The organism is Achromobacter sp. Marseille-Q4962 (genome assembly GCF_943737005.1).
In the GTDB taxonomy this organism is placed as follows: Bacteria; Pseudomonadota; Gammaproteobacteria; order Burkholderiales; family Burkholderiaceae_B; genus Achromobacter.
Map to the genome: position 1 here is coordinate 1 of NZ_CALSFU010000033.1, position 20006 is coordinate 20006.

18 protein-coding genes are annotated in these 20006 nt (G+C 69.3%); 13 read left to right on the forward strand and 5 right to left on the reverse strand.

Annotated features, from left to right (window positions below):
- The first annotated feature begins 155 nt into the window (after nt 1-155).
- Together NGJ44_RS20675 and NGJ44_RS20680 are read left to right on the forward strand one after the other, a co-directional pair.
- Complete coding sequence (locus tag NGJ44_RS20675; protein ID WP_053246489.1) at nt 156-884, forward strand: glutathione peroxidase; 729 nt, start codon at nt 156-158, stop codon at nt 882-884.
- Between the two features lie 193 nt (nt 885-1077).
- A complete protein-coding gene (locus NGJ44_RS20680; protein WP_053246488.1) occupies nt 1078-2508 on the forward strand; it encodes a dihydrolipoyl dehydrogenase in 1431 nt (476 codons plus the stop codon).
- A gap of 48 nt (nt 2509-2556) precedes the next feature.
- Here the strand turns inward: NGJ44_RS20680 and NGJ44_RS20685 are convergent, their stop codons facing one another.
- Together NGJ44_RS20685 and ugpQ are read right to left on the reverse strand one after the other, a co-directional pair.
- Nucleotides 2557-3414, reverse strand: a complete 858-nt coding sequence (locus NGJ44_RS20685; protein WP_251865534.1) for a 23S rRNA (adenine(2030)-N(6))-methyltransferase RlmJ — start codon at nt 3412-3414, stop codon at nt 2557-2559.
- An 8-nt stretch (nt 3415-3422) separates the two neighbouring features.
- A complete protein-coding gene (gene ugpQ, locus NGJ44_RS20690; protein ID WP_251865536.1) occupies nt 3423-4172 on the reverse strand; it encodes a glycerophosphodiester phosphodiesterase in 750 nt (249 codons plus the stop codon).
- A gap of 318 nt (nt 4173-4490) precedes the next feature.
- Between ugpQ and NGJ44_RS20695 the strand changes: the two genes are divergently transcribed.
- On the forward strand, nt 4491-6452 hold the full coding sequence (locus NGJ44_RS20695) for a SurA N-terminal domain-containing protein (RefSeq protein ID WP_053246485.1): 1962 nt from the start codon (nt 4491-4493) through the stop codon (nt 6450-6452).
- Nucleotides 6453-6608: 156 nt separating this feature from the next.
- On the opposite strand, the gene NGJ44_RS20700 is transcribed toward NGJ44_RS20695, so the two are convergent.
- The gene (locus tag NGJ44_RS20700) at nt 6609-7286 is read right to left on the reverse strand and encodes an arylesterase (protein WP_251865537.1); all 678 of its coding nucleotides are present in this window, start codon (nt 7284-7286) and stop codon (nt 6609-6611) included.
- Between NGJ44_RS20700 and NGJ44_RS20705 the strand changes: the two genes are divergently transcribed.
- Entirely contained in the window at nt 7285-7968 is a 684-nt protein-coding gene (locus NGJ44_RS20705; protein WP_251865539.1) for an ABC transporter ATP-binding protein, read from the forward strand. The genes NGJ44_RS20700 and NGJ44_RS20705 overlap by 2 nt on opposite strands.
- A gap of 32 nt (nt 7969-8000) precedes the next feature.
- Here NGJ44_RS20705 and NGJ44_RS20710 read toward each other — a convergent pair whose 3' ends face one another.
- Entirely contained in the window at nt 8001-8957 is a 957-nt protein-coding gene (locus NGJ44_RS20710; protein WP_251865541.1) for a DMT family transporter, read from the reverse strand.
- Between the two features lie 91 nt (nt 8958-9048).
- On the reverse strand, nt 9049-9987 hold the full coding sequence (locus tag NGJ44_RS20715; protein ID WP_251865543.1) for a dihydrodipicolinate synthase family protein: 939 nt from the start codon (nt 9985-9987) through the stop codon (nt 9049-9051).
- Nucleotides 9988-10097: 110 nt separating this feature from the next.
- Between NGJ44_RS20715 and NGJ44_RS20720 the strand changes: the two genes are divergently transcribed.
- The 9 genes from NGJ44_RS20720 to NGJ44_RS20760 all read left to right on the forward strand — a co-directional run bounded on the left by NGJ44_RS20720 (nt 10098) and on the right by NGJ44_RS20760 (nt 19979).
- On the forward strand, nt 10098-10994 hold the full coding sequence (locus tag NGJ44_RS20720) for a LysR family transcriptional regulator (RefSeq protein ID WP_053244411.1): 897 nt from the start codon (nt 10098-10100) through the stop codon (nt 10992-10994).
- Nucleotides 10995-11378: 384 nt separating this feature from the next.
- Nucleotides 11379-12425, forward strand: a complete 1047-nt coding sequence (locus tag NGJ44_RS20725; RefSeq protein WP_251865545.1) for a TRAP transporter substrate-binding protein — start codon at nt 11379-11381, stop codon at nt 12423-12425.
- A 73-nt stretch (nt 12426-12498) separates the two neighbouring features.
- Nucleotides 12499-13119, forward strand: coding sequence for a TRAP transporter small permease subunit (locus NGJ44_RS20730; RefSeq protein WP_053244412.1), 621 nt, complete (start codon nt 12499-12501; stop codon nt 13117-13119).
- Nucleotides 13116-14399 carry a TRAP transporter large permease gene (locus tag NGJ44_RS20735; RefSeq protein WP_053244413.1) on the forward strand — a complete coding sequence of 428 codons (1284 nt, stop codon included), beginning with the start codon at nt 13116-13118 and terminating at the stop codon, nt 14397-14399. Before NGJ44_RS20730 ends, NGJ44_RS20735 begins: the two co-directional genes overlap by 4 nt.
- A gap of 66 nt (nt 14400-14465) precedes the next feature.
- A complete protein-coding gene (locus NGJ44_RS20740; protein ID WP_053244414.1) occupies nt 14466-15149 on the forward strand; it encodes a DUF2848 domain-containing protein in 684 nt (227 codons plus the stop codon).
- Nucleotides 15150-15272: 123 nt separating this feature from the next.
- Entirely contained in the window at nt 15273-16622 is a 1350-nt protein-coding gene (locus NGJ44_RS20745) for an amidase (protein WP_251865547.1), read from the forward strand.
- A gap of 57 nt (nt 16623-16679) precedes the next feature.
- A complete protein-coding gene (locus NGJ44_RS20750; protein WP_053244416.1) occupies nt 16680-17591 on the forward strand; it encodes a LysR family transcriptional regulator in 912 nt (303 codons plus the stop codon).
- 104 nt (nt 17592-17695) lie between these two features.
- A complete protein-coding gene (locus NGJ44_RS20755; RefSeq protein ID WP_053244417.1) occupies nt 17696-18502 on the forward strand; it encodes a putative hydro-lyase in 807 nt (268 codons plus the stop codon).
- Between the two features lie 226 nt (nt 18503-18728).
- Nucleotides 18729-19979: an ABC transporter substrate-binding protein gene (locus tag NGJ44_RS20760; RefSeq protein WP_053244418.1), complete on the forward strand. Its 1251-nt coding sequence runs from the start codon at nt 18729-18731 to the stop codon at nt 19977-19979.
- Nucleotides 19980-20006: the final 27 nt, after the last annotated feature.

Consider the following 20006-nt stretch of genomic DNA (forward strand, 5'->3'; position numbering starts at 1 on the left):
GGCCAGAGTGTGATAGTCTTTGCCCTAATGAAAATCCATCATCAATTTATTATGGCTATCAATTCATTGAAATAATTAAATTGGATTAATTGATAGTGGAAATTTATCATTCTTTCCATGGTGGTCACGACGACCCCGCAACCAGGAGAGATTGAATGCTGCAAAACCGCGAAGGCCAACGTGTCCCCAACGTAACGTTCCCCGTCCGCGAGGGCAACAACTGGAAAAAGGTCACGACCGACGACCTCTTCAAGAACAAGACCGTCGTGGTTTTCTCGCTTCCCGGCGCCTTTACCCCCACCTGCTCGTCCACGCACCTGCCGCGCTACAACGAACTGGCTCCCGCCTTCTTCGAGGCCGGCGTGGACAGCATCGTCTGCGTGTCGGTGAACGACAGCTTCGTGATGAACGAATGGGCCAAGGACCAGGAGTCGGCCAACATCACGCTGCTGCCCGACGGCAACGGCGAATTCACCGAGGGTATGGGCATGCTGGTCGACAAGCGCGACCTGGGCTTCGGCAAGCGCAGCTGGCGCTATTCCATGCTCGTGAAAGACGGTGTGATCGAGAAGATGTTCATCGAGCCCGAGCAAGAAGGCGACCCGTTCGAGGTGTCGGACGCCGATACCATGCTGGCGTACTTCGCGCCCTCGGCCAAAAAGCCCGACCAGGTGGTGGTGTTCTCCAAGCCCGGCTGCCCGTTCTGCGTGGAAGCCAAGGCGCTGCTGGTGGACAAGGGCTATGCGCCCATCGAGATTCCGCTCGAGCACAAGGTCCGCGGCCGCGTCATCGGCGCGGTTTCGGGCAAGGGCACCGCTCCCCAGGTCTTCATCAACGGCTCGCTGATCGGCGGCCTGGACGACCTGAAGGCCCACTTCGCCTGATGCCGGAACGGGGAGGGCGAGCGCCCTCCCGGGGGCCGGGCATTCGCCGCCCGGCCTGTTTCCGGATTTCCCTTTTTGCGCCCCTTGCTCCGGCCGCGCGCGGCCGGCGGGGGAGTCTGCGCCTTCGAAAGGGGCGCAAAGCGGGAAATCCGCCGGCCTTCCCACGCACCCGAAACATTACGGAATCCCAGCCATGAAAACCCTGCATACCGACATCGCCGTCATCGGCGCCGGCACCGCCGGCCTGGCCGCCTACCGCGCCGCCCGCGCGGCCGGCAAGCGCGCGCTGCTGATCGAAGGCGGCCCCTATGGCACCACCTGCGCGCGCGTGGGATGCATGCCGTCCAAACTGCTGATCGCGGCCGCCGAGGCCGCGCACCAGGCCGCGCACGCTGAAGCCTTTGGCGTGCACGTGTCCGGCGACATCGCGGTCGACGGCGCCGAAGTCATGGCGCGCGTCAAGCGCGAGCGCGACCGCTTCGTGGGCTTCGTGCTGGAAGGCGTGGAGAACATTCCCGCGCAGGACAAGCTGCGCGGTTATGCGCGTTTCGTGTCCGACACCGTGCTGCGGGTGGACGACCACACCGAAGTGCACGCCTCGCGGGTGGTCATCGCCACCGGCTCGCGTCCCTCGGTGCCGCCGCCGCTGCGCGATCTGGGCGACCGCCTGGTGCTCAACGACGACGTGTTCGAATGGAACGACCTGCCGGCCCGCGTGGCCGTGTTCGGCCCGGGCGTGATCGGCCTGGAGCTCGGCCAGGCGCTGGCGCGCCTGGGCGTGGACGTGCGGGTCTTCGGCGTGAGCGGCAGCCTGGGCGGCATCAGCGACCCGGCGGTGCGCCAGAGCGCGCGGCGGATTTTCCAGCGCGAGTTCTATCTCGACCCGGACGCCCGCGTGCTGGATACGCGCCGCGTGGGCGACGAGGTGGAAGTGCGCTATGTGGCGCTGGACAACAGCGAACGCACCGAGCGTTTCGACTATGCGCTGGTGGCCACCGGCCGCCGCCCCAACGTGGACGGCCTGGGACTGGAGCACACGACCCTCGCGCTGAACGCGCAGGGCGTGCCGGCGTTCGACCGCGACACCCTGCAGGCCGGCGACTCGCCCATCTTCATCGCGGGCGACGCCAACGCCGACGCGCCGCTGCTGCACGAGGCGGCCGACGAGGGCCGCATCGCGGGCGAGAACGCGGCGCGCTTTCCGGACGTGCGCAAGGGGCTGCGGCGCGCGCCGCTGGCGGTGGTGTTCTCGGACCCGCAAATCGCCGTGGCCGGCGCGGCCCATGCGCGGCTGGCGCCGGGCACTTTCGTGACCGGCGAAGTGGATTTCGGCGACCAGGGGCGCTCCCGCGTCATGCTCAAGAACCGCGGCCTGCTGCACGTATATGCCGATATCGCCACCGGCCGCTTCCTGGGCGCCGAAATGATCGGTCCCAGCGCCGAGCACATCGGCCATCTGCTGGCCTGGGCGGTCCAGCAGGAGCTTACCGTGGCGCGCATGCTGGAAATGCCTTTCTACCATCCCGTCGTGGAAGAGGGGCTGCGCACCGCCCTGCGCGACGCGGCGGGCAAGCTGGCGCAGGCGCGCGCGGCATTGCGGGAAGAGGAAGAGACGCCCGCCTGACGCGAGCCCGGGCCCGCGCGAGGCTGGCCGCGGCCCCGGCGGGCTCCGCTAGTTTTCGCGGTACTGCAGCGTGAACCCGGCGCGCTCGTCCTGCGCCAGTTCGCGCGCCAGCCAGGGCATGGCGGGCTTGAGCGCGTCGTGCAGCGTCCAGGGCGGGTTGACGAGGAACATGCCGCTGCCGTGCAGGCCATGGCCGTCGATGGCCGCCTTCTTGACGGTCAGCGTGGCGTGCAGCCAGCTCTTGACCTTGAGGTTCTCGAGGTGGCGGGCCAGCTCGCCCGCCTCGCGGCGCTGCACCAGCGGATACCAGACCAGGCAGGTGCCGGTGGCGAAGCGCTTCAGGCATTCCTTGACGGTGTTCAGCGCGCGGCGGTAGTCGTGCTTGTCTTCATACGACGGGTCGATCAGCACCATGCCGCGCCGCGTCGGCGGCGGAAGCAGGGCCTTGACGCCCTCGAAGCCGTCTTCGCCGTAGATCGTGGTCTGGCGCTGGGCCTGGCGGTCGAGGTGGTCCAGGTTGGCGGCCAGCGCGTCGATCTCGGTGGGGTGCATTTCGAACAGCCGCAGGCGGTCCGAGGGCCGCAGCGTGTCCAGCGCGAGCCAGGGCGAGCCCGGGTAGATGCGCAGCCGGCCGTCGATGTTGTAGCTGCGCACCCGGGCCACGTATTCGGCCAGGATGGGGGGCAGGTCGTCGCGGTCCCAGAGGCGCGCGATGCCGGTGGCGGCCTCGGCCGTCTTGGCGGCCCAGGCGCCGTCCAGGCTGTACAGGCCCGCGCCGGCGTGCGTGTCCACCACCCAGTAGGGAGCGTCCTTGCGGTTGAAGTAGTCCAGCGTGTGGACCAGGATGGCGTGCTTGAGCACGTCGGCATGGTTGCCGGCATGGAAAGCGTGGCGGTAACTGAACACGGGCGGCCTCAGGCGGCCGGCCGGATGGCGGCCAGCTCGTCGGTGAAAATGCCGTCCACGCCCCAGTCGAGCAGCAGGCGGGCGCGCTCGGGGTCGTTGACGGTCCAGGCGGCGATGCGGTAGCCGGCCGCATGCACGGCGTCCACCAGCTCGCGCGTGGCGTCTTTCTGATTGATGTTCAGCGCCACGCACTGGTATTTGCGCAGGCGTTCCAGCCAATCGGCCGGCACCTTTTCCACGAGCAGCGCGCGCGGCAGCTCGGGCGCGGTTTCCAGCGCGGCCTGCAGGGCCGGCTCGGCAAAGGACGAGAGCAGGGGCGCCACGGGGGCGTTCTTCCAGAGCTCGCGGGCGGCGCGGGCGACGGCCGCGCCCGTCTCGGCCTCGCGGCCGGGGCAGGGCTTGATCTCGACGTTGCTGGCGATGCCGTTGGCCAGCGTATAGCGCGCCACGGCGGCAAACGTGGGCAGCGGCTCGCCGGCGTAGGCGGACGAGTGCCAGCTGCCGAAATCGAGCTGCGCGAGCTCGGCGTAGGTCTTGGCGGCCGCGGGGCCATGGCCGTTGGAGGTGCGGTCCACGTCGTCATCGTGCATGAGCACCAGCACGTTGTCGCGGCTCAGTTTCACGTCGTATTCGAACATGGTGAATCCGTGCCCGGCCCCCACGCGCATGGCGGCCAGGGTGTTCTCGGGAGCCAGGCGGCCGCCGCCGCGGTGGGCGATGTAGCGGGAGTACGGCCAGGAAGGTAGTTGTGCGCTCATGATGGTGCGAAGCAGGGGGGCGGAACGGGGCCGCCGCCGGGGTGTCGACAGGGGTAGGGCGAGTGCCGCCGCGCCGATCGCGGCGGCAGGCTTGCAAGGATACTCCTACTTGGGGCGCGGCCAGGGCTTTCCCCGGGGAATTCCGGCCTTGCACGCCCCGGAGTAGTGCTAGAATCCCCCGGCTGACCCGGTCTATCCGGTATGGGAACAGGGCGAATCGCGTTCGCCTTTTTTTATGCGTTTTTCGCGCGGTGCGGCCATGGCGGTGCAAGGCGGTACGAAACCGCCATCGCTGCCGCGCGCGGCAACAGGGATTCCATGTTCGAGTTTATTCGCAGCCATCGGCGCTGGATGCAGTTGATTCTGCTGCTTCTGATCGTGCCGTCCTTCTTCCTGGTCGGAATTCAGGGCTATGAGAGCTTCATGCGCCGCGAGCCCGAACTGGCTACGGTCAACGGCCAGCCGGTCACGCGCGCCGAATTCGATATGGCGCACCGCAACCAGCTTGAGCAGTTCCGCCAGCGTCTGGGCGCGCAGTTCGATCCGGCGCTCATCGACACGCCCGAGATGCGCGAGGCGCTGCTCAACCAGCTCATCGACCAGCGCCTGCTGGCCAACGTCGCCGTGGACAACCGCTTCTCGGTGTCCGACGCCACGCTGCGCAACACCATCGCGGCGATTCCCGAAGTGCAGGACAACGGCCGTTTCTCGGCCGAGCGCTACCGCCAGGTGCTGGCCGCCCAGGGCCTGACCCCCACCACCTACGAAGCCGGCCTGCGCCGCGAGCTCGCCGTGGGCCGCGTGCTGGAGCCCGTGGCCCAGTCGGCGCGCGCGCCCGGCGCCGTGGTGACGTTCATCGAGAACGCCCTCACCCAGCAGCGCACCGTGCAGCTGCGCACCTTCCACGCCGCCGATTACCGCTCGCAGGTCACCGTCACGCCCGAGGACATCCAGGCATGGTACGAGGCCAACAAGCAGCAGCTCGAAGTGCCCGAGCAGGTCCAGGTGCAGTACCTGGTGCTCGACGAGGCGGCGGCCACCCAGGGCGTGCAGGTCAAGGACGAAGACCTGGCCTCGTACTACGAACAGAACAAGGCGCGCTTCGGCGCTCCCGAGCGCCGCCGCGCCAGCCACATCATGATCACGCTGCCGGCCGGGGCTTCGGCCGATGCGCGCAAGGCCGCGCAGGAAAAGGCCGAGAAGCTGGCGCGCGAGGCCGCAGCCGATCCCTCCCGCTTCGCCGAACTGGCGCGCGCCAATTCGCAGGACGCCGGCTCGGCCGGCAAGGGCGGCGACCTGGGCTGGCTCGCGCCCGACTCGATCGGCGGTCCCCTGGGCAAGGCCATCTTCGCCCAGAAGCAGGACCAGGTCTCGGGCGTGATCGAAACCCCCAGCGCGCTGCACATCGTGAAGGTCACCGAGATCCAGCCGGCCTCCATCAAGCCGCTGGCCGAGGTCAAGGACCAGATCAAGGCCGAAGTGGTCAAGCAGCTTGCCTCCGAGCGCTTCGCGGACATGGCCAGCCAGCTCAACAAGCAGGTCTACGACCAACGCGACAGCCTGCAGCCGGCGGCCGACGCGGTGGGGCTCAAGCTGCGCACCGCTTCGGGCGTGACGCGCACCGGCCTGCTGCCGGCCAGCCAGGCGGGCCCGGGCGCCGCGGCCGGCGGCCCCGACGCCGAGCTGCTCGACAACCCGCGCGTGCGCCAGGTGCTGTTCTCGCCCGACGTACTGCGCGAGAAGCAGAACTCCGGCGTGATCGAACTCTCGCCGTCCACGATGCTCGCCGTGCGCGTGGCGGCGGTGGAGCCGGCCCACGTTCCGCCGCTGGCCAAGGTCAGCGACATCATTCGCGCCAGGCTGCTGGACGAGCGTTCCGCCGAGGCCGCCAGGAAGGCCGGCGAAGCCGCGCTGCAGGCCGACCAGGCCGACCCGGCCGCGGTTCCCGAGGGTTTCGAGCCCGCGCTCACCGTTTCGCGCCAGGATCCCAAGACCCTGGCCCGCCCGGTGCTGGAGGCCGCCATGCGCCTGCCCGCCGACAAACTGCCGGCCTATGCCGGCGTGCAGGCCGGCGCCGACTACACGGTGGTGCGCGTGGAGAAGGTCGAGGCGGGCGCCGTCGAAGCGTCCGATCGCGATCGCCTCGCGCAGCAGCTCTCCGGCGCCTGGGGCCAGGCCGAAAGCGAGGCCGTGGTCCGCATGCTGCGCGAGCAGTACAAGGTGCAGGTGCTGCCCTCCGCCGCGGGAGCCATCAAGGGCGACCAGCCCACCCAGGGCTGACGCGCCGGCGGCAGCGCCGCCCGAAACAGACAGGCCCGCCTCGCGCGGGCCTGTCTGTTTCGGGCGGCTGTTGCTGGAGGACCGGCCCGTTGCGGGGCGCCAGGGCCGGAACGGGCCGTCGGGCGCCGGCGGCGCGCCGGCTTGCGTCCGTGCTGGCTAGCCGGCACGGGCCGCCGCCGCGCCGGGCTGCAGCAGCGGTTCCAACTGGGGCCAGACGTTGTCCAGCAGGCGGGGCTGCGCCGCCTCGTTGGGGTGGATGCCGTCGGCCTGGAACATGGCGCGGTCGGTGGCGATCCCGTCCATGAGGAAGGGCGCGAGGCGGGCGTTTTCTTCCCTGGCCACCGTGGCGTACATGCCCGCGAAGCGCTGCGCGTAATCGCGTCCGTAGTTGGGCGGAATCCGCATGCCCACGATGAGCACGCGCGCGCCGGCCTCGCGCGAGGCGCGCGCCATGGCGCGCAGGTTCTGTTCCGACATGGCGAGCGACAGGCCCCGCAGCGCGTCGTTGGAACCCAGCTCCAGCACCACGACCGCCGGCGCGTGCTGGCGCAGCAGCGCGGGCAGGCGCGCCAGCCCGCCGCTGGTGGTGTCGCCGCTGATGCTGGCGTTGACCACGCGGTACTTGGGGTATTGTTCGGATACCCGGGCGGCCAGCAGCGGCACCCAGCCGGAGCCGCGCCGGATGCCGTACTCGGCCGACAGGCTGTCGCCCACCACCAGCACGGCGCGGGGCTGGGCGGAACCGGCGGGGGCGGCGGCGGTCTGAGCGTGAGCCGTCACGGCCGCCGCGGCGCAGGCCAGGACCAGACTGAACATACGGAAAAAAGGTCGCATGGATAGCAGGAACTCTATCGAAGTGAAAGGGCTGGCAAAGCGGGTTGCCGACGCGGGCGGCGAGTTGTCCATCCTGGAAGATATCGATTTTACGGTCGAGGCGGGCAGCGCCGTCGCCATCACCGGCAGTTCGGGATCGGGCAAGTCGACCCTGCTGGGACTGCTGGCGGGGCTGGATGTTCCCTCCGCCGGGAGCGTGCGGCTGGCCGGCCGCGATCTGTTCTCGCTGGACGAAGACGGCCGGGCGGCGCTGCGCGCGCGCCACGTGGGCTTCGTGTTCCAGTCGTTCCAGTTGCTGCCCAACCTGACGGCGCTGGAAAACGTGATGCTGCCGCTGGAGCTGGCGGGGCGTTCCGCGCGCGAGGATGCCCGCGCCATGCTGGACCGCGTGGGGCTGGGCGCGCGCCTGCATCATTACCCGCGCACGCTGTCCGGCGGGGAACAGCAGCGCGTCAGCCTGGCGCGCGCCTTCGTGGTGCAGCCCGAACTGCTGTTCGCCGACGAGCCCACCGGCAGCCTGGACGCGGCCACCGGCGCCACGGTGATAGACCTGATGTTCGCCATGCACCGCGAGCACGGCGCCACCCTCGTGCTGGTGACGCACGATCCGCAACTGGCCGCGCGCTGCGAACGGCAGCTAGTGCTGGCGGGCGGCCGCCTGGCGGCCGACGGGCGAGCCTGACGGCGGGCGTGGCTGCGGCCGGGGGCGCGCGCTCAGCGGGCCGGGCGCGGCGCGCCGCCGGCCGTATTGGCCGCCGGGGCGGCGCGCCGCCATTCGATCCAGCCGATGCCGATGCCGCTGGCGCAGATGATGGCGATGCCCACCCAGGTGAGCGCATCGGGGAAGTGGCCCCAGACCAGCCAGCCCACGCTGGAGGCGCTGATGATCTGCAGGTAGATGAAAGGCGCCAGGGTCGAGGCCGGAGCGCGGCGGTAGGCCGCGATCTGGAACAGGTGGCCCAGCCCGCCGCTCACGCCGGTGGAAATCAGCACCGTCCATTCCAGCGGCGTCAGCGCGCGCAGCGCCGGCATGGCGGCGGGCAGCGCGAAGGGCAGGGCCAGCGTGAGGAAGACCGTGCCGACCGCGCCGCTCCAGATCAGCGACGTGAAGGGATCGTCGGCCGCCACGCGGCGCGTGGCGATGAATTGCACCGCGAAGCAACAGGCGGTCAGCAGGCCGAACACGGTGCCCACCGGATGCAGTCCGCCGCCCGGCCGGATGATGATGAGCACGCCCGCGAACGCCACGCCCGCGGCCACGAAGCGCGACAGCCGCGCGGGCTCGCGCAGGATCCAGGGCGCCGCCGAAAGCACGATGAGCGGGGCCAGGAAGTTGATGGCGGTGGCCTCGGCCTGCGGGATGTAGCTCAGCGTGGTGAAGAACATCAGCGTGGCCAGGAACATCGAGCAGCCCCGCACGATCTGCTCGCGCGGTCCCTTGCTGCGCAGCACGCGCAGCCCGCGCGAAGGCAGCACCAGCGCCAGCACGAGCACCAGGTGCACCGCATAGCGGAACCACGACAGCACCAGCAGCGGAACCCCGGCGCTCATGACCCACTTGCCGCTCGCGTCCAGGCACGACAGGGTCCACATGGACAGCACGAGCAGCAGGATGCCGGTCAGCGTGCTGCGGATCGCGGCATTGGGGCGACCTTCGGCGGCCGGGGGCATATGTCGGGGCTCCTTTCTGGGTAGCGGCGTCGGAAGGCTGACATGATACGCGCATCCCGCGCCGGCCTCGCCCCGCGCGCCCCGGCGCGCTTCAGCGCGCCAGCGAGGCCGCGCGCGGATCTTTCCTGGCCAGACGCCCGAGCAGGTGATCGACTTCCTGGCGGGCTTGCGCCGACAGCGCGCCGGCGGGTTTGCGCTGCGCCGCCGAGGCCAGTATGCCGCGGCGCATCAGCACGTACTTGCGCACCGCCAGCCCCACGCCGGGCTGCTGTTCGTAGCGCAGCAGGGGCAGGTGGGCGTCGAAGAGATCGTGCGCCGCCTCGCGTTCGCCCCGGGCCGCCATCCGCACCACGTCGCACAGCATGTCCGGGAAGCAGTAGCCCGTGTTGGCGCCGTCGGCGCCGCGCTCGAGCTCGTAGTCCAGGAACAGCCCGTTGTTGCCGCAGAGGATGGAAATATGGCGCATCTCGCCCGCCTTCTCGTAGGCGCGCAGCGTCGAGATCTTCTCCAGGCCGGGCCAGTCCTCGTGCTTGAGCATGACGCACGAAGGCAGCTCGGTCACGATGCGCTTGATGACGCCGGGGCTCATCTGCACGGAGAAGGTGAGGGGGTAGTCCTGCAGCACGAACGGCACGTCCGCGCCGATGGCCTCCACCGCCTGGCGGTAATAGTTCACGATCTGGTCGTCGGTGCGCAGCGTGTTGGGCGGCGCGATCATTACGCCCGCCGCGCCGCGCGCCATGACCTCGTGCGTCAGCGCGCGCATGGCGGCAAAACCCGGCGCCGATACCCCCACGATGACGGGCAAGGCCCCGGCGCGGCCGATGACCTGGCTGGCCACCGCCAGCGACTCGGCGTGCTCGAGCTTCTGGGCCTCGCCCAATTGGCCCAGCACGGTCAGGCCGGTGGCGCCGCAGCCGTGGTAGAAATCCATCATGCGGTCGATCGACGCGGTGTCGATGCGGCCGTCGTCGAAGAACGGGGTGGGGGCGATCGGGTAGACGCCCTGGGCGTCGGCGGTCAGGGGCATGGCGGGTCTCCTGGTGGAACGGGCGCGGCCGCGAGCGCGGCGGGACACTGAGATAATACGCCCGGCGCGAGGCGCTCCCCACGCACGCTTCGCCGCGAAGGCACAGGCTCATGATCGAACTACGCAACGTCGAGACATTCTTCTGGGTGGCCACCCTGGGCAGCTTCCGCGCGGCCTCGGATAAGCTCAACACCACCCAGCCCGCGGTGTCGCAGCGCATTGCCGCGCTGGAGGCCGACCTGGGCGTGCGGCTGTTCGACCGCGACGCGCGCGGCGTCAAGCTGACGGCCAAGGGCCATGAACTGCTGTCGCACGCCGAGCGCATGCTGCAGGTGCGCCGCGACATGTTCGAGGCGGCGCGCGAGCAGAACGTCATGACCGGCACCGTTCGCATCGGCGTGGCCGAAACCATCGTGCAGACCTGGCTGCCCACCCTGATCGAGCTGATTCACGCGGCCTATCCGGCGCTGGTGCTGGAGATCGAAGTCGACACCACGCACGTGCTGCGCTCGCACCTCATGGCTCGCCAGATCGACCTGGCCTTCCTGATGGGGCCGGTGCTGGAGGCGCGGGTCGAGAACCTGCCCCTGTGCAGCTATCCGCTGGCCTGGGTGGCGAGCCCCATGCTGGACCTGGGGCCGGAGCCGCTGACGCTGGACCGCATCGCGCGGCTGCCCATCATTACCTATCCCTCCAACAGCGCGCCATACCGCGTGGTGCGCGACATGCTGACGCGCGCCGGCGTGGCCGCGCCGCGCATGTACGGCAGCGCCTCGATGTCGATGGTGGTGCGCATGACGCTGGACGCCATCGGCAGCAGCGTGATCGCGCCGGTGTTCCTGGGCAAGGAACTGGCGCGCGGCGAGCTGCGCATCCTGCAGGTGCAGGCCGACCCGCTGCCCGAGCTCAGCTTTACCGCGAGCTGGGTGCAGGGGCCGGACAGCCACGCGGCGCGCCTGATCGCGCAGATGGCGCAGAAGGTGGCGGCGCAGACCGACGGCGGCTAGGTGTTTTCCCCAACCCGCCCGCATCGGCCCGGCTTTGCGCGGGCCGGGCGCGGCGGCGGCCCGTGCGGCGCAAAGCCGCAGCCGGCGCGGCTTTGCGCGCGATGACGGCCGCCGCCGCCGGCCAGACCAAAGAAAAATTTATACCCCCGTATCGCAACATACGATTGGACGCTCGCCGCGCCTGACGGTGCAATGGCGCCGCGACACGATAAAGAGCGCGCCGGGCACACGGCGCGGGGGGAAAAACCGGGCAGGGCGCCGGCCGCGCGCCGGGGCCTGCGGGCCGCGCTCCCCGCGTCCGGGTCGCCGGCAATCCGTCCGCGCGACGCCGGGGCCACGGGGACCCGCGCGCGGCAGACCATCCCGCCAGCCAGGAGTTAGCCCATGAAGAAGTCTCTTGCCTACGCCGCCCTTGCCGCCAGTCTGGTCTTCGGCGCCGCAAGTGCGCAGGACCTGCCCAAGACCCGCCTCAAGGTGGTGGGCGGCCTGTCGAACCTGACGGCCTACAACGACTACGAAAAGCCGTTCTGGACCAAGACCGTTCCCGAGCTGTCCAAGGGTCAGGTGACGGCGGAAATCAAGGGCTTCAACGAAATGGGCCTGAAGGGCCCCGAGCTGCTGCGCCTGATGTCGCAGGGCGTGATCGAGTTCGGCACCGCCACGCTGGCCTACTTCGCCAGCGACAATCCGGTCAACGAGGCCATCGACCTGGCCGGCCTGGCGCCGGACGCCAAGACGGCGCGCGCCGTCACCGATGCCTTCGAGCCGGTCTATGCGCGCATCTACGGAGAGGGCAGCAACGTCAAGCTGCTGGGCATTTCCACCTATCCGGCCCAGGTGCTGTTCTGCAACGCCGACATCAAGGGCCTGGCCGACATCAAGGGCAAGAAGGTGCGCACCAGCAGCCGCACCACCGCCGAGTTCGTCGAGGCGCTGGGCGGCTCCAGCGTGACCATGGCGTTCGGCGAAGTGGTGCCGGCGCTGCAGAACAAGGTGGTCGATTGCGCCATCACGGGTTCGCTGTCCGGCTATTCGGCCAAGTGGTACGAGGTGTCTACCCACCTGGTGGCGCTGCCCATCAACTGGAACCAGCAAATCCACGCCGTGAACCAGAAGGCCTGGGACAAGCTGGACCCCAAGGTGCGCGACTTCCTGCAGGCCAACATCAAGACCCTGGTGGACAACATCTGGGACGCGGCCGCGCGCCAGACGCAGGAAGGCTATGACTGCAACACCGGCGCCGCCGCCTGCCCGTACCCCGTCAAGGGCAAGATGACGCTGGTGCAGCCCACCGAGGCCGACCGCGAGCTGCTCGCGAAGGTCACCCGCGAAGCCGTGCTGCCCAAGTGGGCCGCCCGCTGCTCGGCGCAGTGCGTCAAGGACTTCAACGCCACCATCGGCAAGACGCTGGGCCTGACCGCCAGCAAGTAAGCAAGCGCGGGGCCGGCGCGCGCCGCGCGCCGGCTGGTTATGACGCGGGCTCCGCCCGCAGGGGTTCTCTTTCATGAATCAAGCCGAACATTTCCGCCTCCTGGGCGGACTATTGCGGCGCGCCGAGCATTTTTCGCGGCTGGCCGTCTGGGCCGGCGGCGCGCTCACCATCGCCAGCGTGCTGCTTATTTCCTTCGACGTACTGGCGCGCAAGTTCCTGGGGTTCTCCACCGGCGGCGCCGACGAGCTGTCGAGCTACGCCTTCGCCATCAGCACGTCCTGGGCCCTGGCGTTCGCCACGCTGCAGCGCGCCAACGTGCGCGTGGACGTGCTCTACCAGTTCCTGCCGGTGCGCGTCTCGGCGCTGCTGGACTGGATCTCGCTGGTGGCGCTGGCTGTCTTCATGGTCTGCCTGACGTATTACGCCTACGACGTGGTGGCCGCCTCGTGGAGCCAGAAGTCCGCCGCCAACACGCCGCTGGCTACGCCGCTCTGGATTCCGCAGGGCCTGTGGACGCTGGGGCTGGCGTGGATGTGCGTGACGGTGGCGCTGATGCTGGCGCGCGCCTCGGCGGCGCTGGTCACCGGCGACATCGAACTGGTCAAGCAGATCTGCGGCGTGCGCTCGGCGCAGGAAGAGGCGGACGAGGAAGCGGCCGCCGGCGAACGCATGGTCCGGGGAGAATCCGCATGATCGCCACCGCGCTGACGCTGCTGCTGGTCCTGATCGGCATTTCCATTCCGGTGGGCGCCGCCCTGGGCGTGCTGGGCCTGATCCTGGACCCGCTGTTTTCCATGCTGCCCCTGTCGCGCGCGATCGGGGAAATCTCCTGGAGCGCCAACAACGAGTTCCTGCTGGTCGCCATTCCGCTGTTCATCATGCTGGGCGAGGTGCTGCTGCGCGCCGGCTTCGCCGAGCGCATGTACGGCGCCATGAGCCTGTGGCTGTCGTGGTTGCCGGGCGGGCTGATGCACGCCAACATCGGCGCCTCCACGCTGTTCTCGGCGACCTCCGGATCCAGCGTGGCCACGGCCGCCACGGTAGGCACGGTGGCCATCCCGCAGATACGGAAGTACGGCTACAACGAGCCGCTGTTCCTGGGCAGCCTGGCCGCCGGCGGCACGCTGGGCATCCTGATTCCGCCTTCGATCAACCTGGTGATCTACGGCGTGCTGACCAACTCCTCGGTGCCCAAGCTGTACCTCGCCGGCATCATCCCGGGCCTTGCCATGGCCGTGCTCTTCATGGTGACCGTGGCCCTGGCCTGCGTGGCCCGGCCCGAGTGGGGCGGCAAGAAGATCCGCGCCACCTGGGGGCAGCGCATCGCCAGCCTGGTGCACCTGGGGCCGCCGCTGGGCATTTTCTTCCTGGTGGTGGGCTCCATCTACGCGGGGCTGGCCACGCCCACCGAGGCCGCCGCCCTGGGCGTGCTGGGCGCGCTGATCCTGGCCGCATGGTTCCGCCGCCTGAGCTGGTCCATGCTGCGCGAAGTGGTGGAGGGCACCATGCGCTCCACGGCCATGATCATGCTCATCGTGATCGCCGCGAGCTTCCTCAACTTCGTCATGTCGGCCACCGGCCTGACCGATGCGCTGACGCAGTCCATTACCGGCCTGGGCCTGTCGCCGGGGTGGATGCTGTTCATCGTGGTGGTGTTCTACCTGGTGCTGGGCTGCTTCATGGAAACGCTGTCCATGATGATTACCACCATTCCCATCGTGGCGCCCATCATGATCGCGCTGGGCTACGACCCGATCTGGCTGGGCATCGTGATCATCATCCTGGTCGAGGCCGCGCTCATCACGCCGCCCGTGGGCCTGAATCTCTTCGTGGTCCAGAGCCTGCGCAAGAGCGGCAACATGACCGCGGTGATCGTGGGCAGCCTGCCGTTCGTGCTGGCCATGTTCGTGATGCTGGCGATCCTGGCGTTCTGGCCGGACGTGGCGCTGTGGATGCCGCGCGCGTTCGGCTGATCGGCGGTTTCCTCCCGGGCGCGGTCCGGCCGCGCCTTCTTCTTTTTCCCGCAGGACAGACTCATCATGAAAGCCGTATTCGATATCGAAGACGCCCCGCCCCGCCAGGTCGAGGTGGACATCCGCAACCTGGTCGTGGCCGGCTGGGCCGGCCGCGACATGGCCGCCATCGAGCACCACATCGAGGAACTGGAAGCCATCGGCGTGCCGAGGCCCAGCAGCGTGCCGCTGTACTACCGCATCGCCGACAACCAGCTCACGCAGCAGGAGCGCGTGCAGGCCCTGGGCGGCGATTCGTCGGGCGAGGTGGAAACCTTCGTGTTCTGCGCCGGCGGCGAGATGTACGTGAGCATCGCCTCCGACCACACCGACCGCAAGCTCGAAACCTACAGCGTGGCGATGTCCAAGCAGGCGTGCGTCAAGCCCGTGGCGCGCAGCGCGTGGCGCCTGGCCGACGTGGCCGGCCACTGGGACGAGCTGGTCATCCGCGCCTGCATCGTGGAAAACGGCGTCGAAGTGCTCTACCAGGAAGGGCCGCTCTCCTCGCTGCGCACGCCCCAGGACCTGATCGCCGGCTACACCGGCGGCGCGGCCATGCTGCCCGAGGGCACGGGCATGACCTGCGGCACCGTGGCCGCGATCGGCGGCATCCGCCCTTCGGCCGTTTTTTCCATGGAACTCCACGATCCTCGCCGCCGGCGCAGCCTGCGTCACCGCTATCATGTGGAGACGCTGCCGGTGGTGGCCTGACGCGGGCGGCCCGGGGTCCGCGCGGCCCGGGCCGCGCATGGCCTGCCTTCCGGCAGTCCGCCGCGCTCCGGCTGCGGGGCGCAACCGACTCATTCACGCCGCCCGGCGGCAACGGAATCGCATATGCTTTCGACCCTTGACGAACTGAACCTGGCCCTGCAGGAGGGCCGCAAGACCTCCATCGAACTCACCGAGGAAGCGCTGGCGCGGATCGGAGATCCGGCGGGCGAGGGCGCCCGCGCGTTCACCCGCGTGTACGCGGAGCAGGCGCGCGCGCAGGCCCGCGCTTCCGACCTGCTGCGCGAGGCGGGCCTGCGCCGCTCGGCGGTGGACGGCCTACCGGTGAGCATCAAAGACCTGTTCGACGTCAGGGGCGAAACCACCATGGCCGGCTCGGTCGCGCGCGAGGGCGAACCGCCCGCCGAGCACAACGCCGTGGTGGTCGACCGCCTGATCGCCGCCGGCGCGGTCATCGTGGGCCGCACCAACATGACGGAGTTCGCCTATTCGGGGCTGGGCATCAATCCCCATTACGGTACGCCGCTCAACCCCTGGGACCGCGCCACCGGCCGCATTCCGGGCGGCTCGTCCTCGGGCGCGGCAGTGTCGGTGAGCGACGGCATGGCCGTGGCCGGCATTGGCTCGGACACCGGCGGCTCGGTGCGCATTCCGTCGGCGCTGTGCGGCCTGGCGGGCTTCAAGCCCAGCGCCTGGCGCGTGTCCATGGCGGGCGTGCTGCCGCTGTCGGCCAACCTGGATTCCATCGGCCCCATCGCGCCTACGGTGCGGTGCTGCGCGGCGCTGGACGCCATTATCTCCGGCGACAACGCGCCCGCGCCCGAGCCCGCGCAGCTGCGCGGGCTGCGGCTGGCGGTGCCTACCACGCTGGCGCTGGACGCCATGGACAATCACGTGGCCGACAGCTTCCGCCAGGCGCTCGCACGCCTGTCGGCGGCCGGCGCGCTGGTCGAGGAAATCGCAGTGCCCGAGTTCGCCGCGCTGGCCGGCATCAACGCCAAGGGCGGATTCACCGCTGCCGAAGCCTGGGCCTGGCACCGCGACCTCATCGCCCGGGCGGGCGGCCGCTACGACCCGCGCGTGGTGTCGCGCATCCTGCGCGGCAAGGACATGAGCGCGGCCGACTATCTCGACCTGCTGGATGCGCGCGAAGCCTGGGTGGCGGCGGTGGACCGGCGCATTGCCGGCTACGATGCCCTGGTGCTGCCCACCGTGCCCATCGTGGCGCCGCCGGTGGCCGACCTGGCCGCCAGCGACGAGGCCTATTACGCGGCCAACGGCCTCATCCTGCGCAATCCCACGCTCATCAACTTCCTGGACGGCTGCGCGCTGTCGGTGCCTTGCCACGCGCCCGGCAGCGCGCCGGTGGGCCTGATGATCGCGGGCAGCAACGGCGCGGACCGCCGCATCCTGGCCGTCGGGATGGCGGTGGAGGATCTGTACGCCGGCCGCTGAGCCCGGCCGGACGCGGCGGCGCTAAGATGGCGGCCTCGACCGCCACGGAACGACCGCATGATCGACCTGCGCAATATCGAGACGTTTTTCTGGGTGGCCACGCTGGGCGGCTTCCGCGCCGCGGCCGAGAAGCTCAGCGCCACCCAGCCCGCCATCTCGCAGCGCATCGCTTCGCTCGAATCCGACCTGGGCGTCAAGCTGTTCGAGCGCGACGTGCGGGGCATCTCGCTCACCGCCAAGGGGCGCGAGCTGCTGTCGCACGCCGAGCGCATGCTGCAGCTGCGCGGCGACATGCTGGAGGCCGCCCGCGCCAAGAGCGTCATGAGCGGCACCTTGCGGCTCGGCGTGTCGGAAACCATCGTGCACACCTGGCTCGCGCACCTCATGGAGTACCTGCACGAAGCCTACCCCGCGCTCATGGTGGAAATCCAGGTCGACACCACCACGGCGCTCAAGTCGCTGCTGAATTCGCGCCAGATCGACCTCGCGTTCCTGCTGGGCCCGATGGAAGAGCCGCGTATCGAGAACGTATATCTCTGCCAGTATCCCCTGAGCTGGCTGGCCAGCCCCAAGCTCAAGGTGGGGCGCGCGCCCATTCCGCTCAAGCGGCTCGCGCAGTGGCCGGTCATTACCTATTCTTCCACCACCGAACCCCACCGCGCCGTGCGCACGCTGCTGCAGCAGGCCGGCGTGGAATCGCCGCGCATGTACGGCAGCTCGGCGCTCAGCGTGATCGTGCGCATGGCGATCGACGGCATTGGCACGGCCGTCATCGCGCCGGTCATTCTCGGCACGGAGCTGACGCAGGGGCAGTTGCGCGTGCTGGACGTCAAGGCGCCCGAGCTGCCGCCGCTCTATTACACGGCGTGCTGGATGCAGGGGCCGGACAGCGCGATTCCGCGCACCGTGGCCCGGGCCGCGCAGCAGATCGCCAAGGCCGAGGCGCGGCGCCATCCGGCAAAACCCTGATAAGAAATTCTGATCGGGGCATATCGCAAGATGTGATTAGACGCAGGGCGCGACCTGCGGTGCAATGTGCGCACTCGACGATCAGATTCAGGGGGAAGTACGGCATGTCCAAGACCGGCGCGTCCATCAACAGCGTCGAACTCGCGCGCAAGGCGCGGCTCGACGCCCGCAGCGGCAAATGGACCGGGCCCACGGCCAACCTCGCGCCCGGCCACGTCCAGGCCAACCTGGCCATTCTTCCGCAGGCGCTGGCCGCGGATTTCCTGCTGTTCTGCCAGCGCAATCCCAAGCCGTGTCCGCTGCTCGCGATGTCCGAGCCCGGCAATCCGGCGCTGCCCGAACTGGGCCGGGACATCGACATCCGCACCGACCTCCCGCGCTACCGCGTCTGGAAGAACGGGGAGCTGGTGGCCGAGCCGGCCGATGTGCGCGAATACTGGCGCGACGACCTGGTGTCGTTCCTGATCGGCTGTTCCTTCTCTTTCGAGGAGGCCATGCTGGACAACGGCCTGCCGGTGCGCCACATCGAGCAGGGCTGCAACGTGCCCATGTACCGCACCAGCATCGCCACGCAGCCGGCGGGCGTGTTCAGCGGCCAGCTCGTGGTGTCGATGCGGCCGCTCAAGGCGGCCGACGCCATCCGGGCCATCCAGGTCACGTCGCGCTTTCCGTCGGTCCACGGCGCGCCGGTGCATCTCGGCGACCCCTCGCTAATCGGAATTGCCGATATCGCCAAGCCGGATTATGGTGATCCGGTCGAGATCCGCGATGGCGAGCTGCCCGTGTTCTGGGCTTGCGGGGTGACGCCGCAGTCCGTGGTGGCGGCGGTGCGCCCGGAGTTCTGCATTACCCACGCGCCGGGGCACATGCTCGTCACGGATCTCGTGAACAGCCGCATGGCGGTGCTTTGATTCACGGCCCGCCGCGGGCGAAACCCGCGGCGGGCCGGAAAACGGTTGTGCCTGCAAAACGATCCAGAAAAGGACAAGGGGAACAAGGGCGACAACATTTCCGGGCCATGGCCTCCCGCCTTCGCGGCGAGGGGCCGCGCGGGCCCGTTTCCGGAAGTTCCGCACGGGGTCCGCATCCCGCGCAGAGCAGTGCGTTTCAGTGTTGGATTTTTCCAGGAGTGTCGTAATGAAAATGAAGCTCGTCGCGGGCGTGGCCGCGGGTCTGGCAATGCTGGCCGCGGTGTCCGCCCATGCACAGGACAAAACCGTGCGCATCGGCGCCATCTATCCGCTTTCCGGCGCGCTGGCTTCGACCGGCGCCGAGATCAAGGCGGCGGTGGAGCTGGCCGTGGACATCATCAACAACCCGCATCCCGAACTGGAAGGCATACCGCTGGCGGCCGGCGCCGGCCTGCCCAAGCTCGGCGGCGCCAAGATCGAGGTCGTGTTCGGCGATTCGCAGGGCAAGCCCGAGGTGGGCCTGGCCGACGCCCAGCGCCTGATCGACCAGGAGAAGGTGGTGGCCCTGACGGGCGCCTACCAGTCGGCCGTGACCAAGACCGCCAGCCGCATCGCCGAACAGCGCGGTATTCCCTACCTGAACGGCGAATCCAGCAGCCCCGACCTGACCGAGCGCGGCTACAAGTGGTTTTTCCGCACTTCGCCCAACGACGACACGTTCGTCGAGAACATGATGCAGTTCCTGGACGGCATCAAGGCCGTGCCCACCGCCAAGATCGCGGTGGTGTACGAGAACACCGATTTCGGCGTCAACACGTACAAGGCGGTGGAGAAATTCGCCAAGCAGTACAAGCGGCAGGTGGTGGCCAACATCGCCTACAGCGCCGGCTCGGCCTCGGTCACGGCCGAAGTGCAGAAGCTGGCGGCGGCCAAGCCCGACGTGGCGATCTTCGCGAGCTACACGTCCGACGCCATGCTGTTCGTGCGCACCATGCGCGAGAGCAAGTATGCGCCGCCGGTGCTGCTGGCCAACGACGCCGGTTTCATCGACTCGCGCTTCGTTCAGGAAGTGGGCCCGCAGGTGCAGGGCGTGCTCACGCGCGACGTGTGGGGCAATGACGTGGCCGCCGCCAAGGCGGGCCTGAAGAAGATCAACGACATGTACCACGCCAAGACCGGCAAGGATCTGAACGGCAACAACGCGCGTTCCATGCAGGGCGTGCTGGTGCTGGCCGACGCGATCAACCGCGCCGGCTCGACCGACCCGGAAGCCATCCGCAAGGCGCTGGCCGCCACCGACCTGAACGACAGCCAGGTGGCCATGCCCTGGGCCGGCGTGAAATTCGACGAGAAGGGCCAGAACACCAAGGGGTCGGGCCTGATCCTGGAGCTCAAGGGCGCGTCCTACCAGACCGTCTGGCCGGAGAAATACCGCGCCGACAAGACCCTGCCCACGCTGCCGTTCTCCTGGAAATAAACCTCGACCGCCGCGGTGGGGCGCGGG

What these genes read in the sequence shown, in the direction of transcription:
- NGJ44_RS20730 (WP_053244412.1), top strand. Translation starts at nt 12,499, where the DNA reads ATGAATCAAGCCGAACATTTCCGCCTCCTGGGCGGACTATTGCGGCGC.
- NGJ44_RS20710 (WP_251865541.1), bottom strand. Translation starts at nt 8,957, where the DNA reads ATGCCCCCGGCCGCCGAAGGTCGCCCCAATGCCGCGATCCGCAGCACG.
- NGJ44_RS20700 (WP_251865537.1), bottom strand. Translation starts at nt 7,286, where the DNA reads ATGCGACCTTTTTTCCGTATGTTCAGTCTGGTCCTGGCCTGCGCCGCG.
- NGJ44_RS20725 (WP_251865545.1), top strand. Translation starts at nt 11,379, where the DNA reads ATGAAGAAGTCTCTTGCCTACGCCGCCCTTGCCGCCAGTCTGGTCTTC.
- NGJ44_RS20705 (WP_251865539.1), top strand. Translation starts at nt 7,285, where the DNA reads ATGGATAGCAGGAACTCTATCGAAGTGAAAGGGCTGGCAAAGCGGGTT.
- NGJ44_RS20715 (WP_251865543.1), bottom strand. Translation starts at nt 9,987, where the DNA reads ATGCCCCTGACCGCCGACGCCCAGGGCGTCTACCCGATCGCCCCCACC.
- NGJ44_RS20675 (WP_053246489.1), top strand. Translation starts at nt 156, where the DNA reads ATGCTGCAAAACCGCGAAGGCCAACGTGTCCCCAACGTAACGTTCCCC.
- NGJ44_RS20745 (WP_251865547.1), top strand. Translation starts at nt 15,273, where the DNA reads ATGCTTTCGACCCTTGACGAACTGAACCTGGCCCTGCAGGAGGGCCGC.
- NGJ44_RS20760 (WP_053244418.1), top strand. Translation starts at nt 18,729, where the DNA reads ATGAAAATGAAGCTCGTCGCGGGCGTGGCCGCGGGTCTGGCAATGCTG.
- NGJ44_RS20695 (WP_053246485.1), top strand. Translation starts at nt 4,491, where the DNA reads ATGTTCGAGTTTATTCGCAGCCATCGGCGCTGGATGCAGTTGATTCTG.
- NGJ44_RS20740 (WP_053244414.1), top strand. Translation starts at nt 14,466, where the DNA reads ATGAAAGCCGTATTCGATATCGAAGACGCCCCGCCCCGCCAGGTCGAG.
- NGJ44_RS20680 (WP_053246488.1), top strand. Translation starts at nt 1,078, where the DNA reads ATGAAAACCCTGCATACCGACATCGCCGTCATCGGCGCCGGCACCGCC.
- NGJ44_RS20735 (WP_053244413.1), top strand. Translation starts at nt 13,116, where the DNA reads ATGATCGCCACCGCGCTGACGCTGCTGCTGGTCCTGATCGGCATTTCC.
- NGJ44_RS20755 (WP_053244417.1), top strand. Translation starts at nt 17,696, where the DNA reads ATGTCCAAGACCGGCGCGTCCATCAACAGCGTCGAACTCGCGCGCAAG.
- ugpQ (WP_251865536.1), bottom strand. Translation starts at nt 4,172, where the DNA reads ATGAGCGCACAACTACCTTCCTGGCCGTACTCCCGCTACATCGCCCAC.
- NGJ44_RS20720 (WP_053244411.1), top strand. Translation starts at nt 10,098, where the DNA reads ATGATCGAACTACGCAACGTCGAGACATTCTTCTGGGTGGCCACCCTG.
- NGJ44_RS20750 (WP_053244416.1), top strand. Translation starts at nt 16,680, where the DNA reads ATGATCGACCTGCGCAATATCGAGACGTTTTTCTGGGTGGCCACGCTG.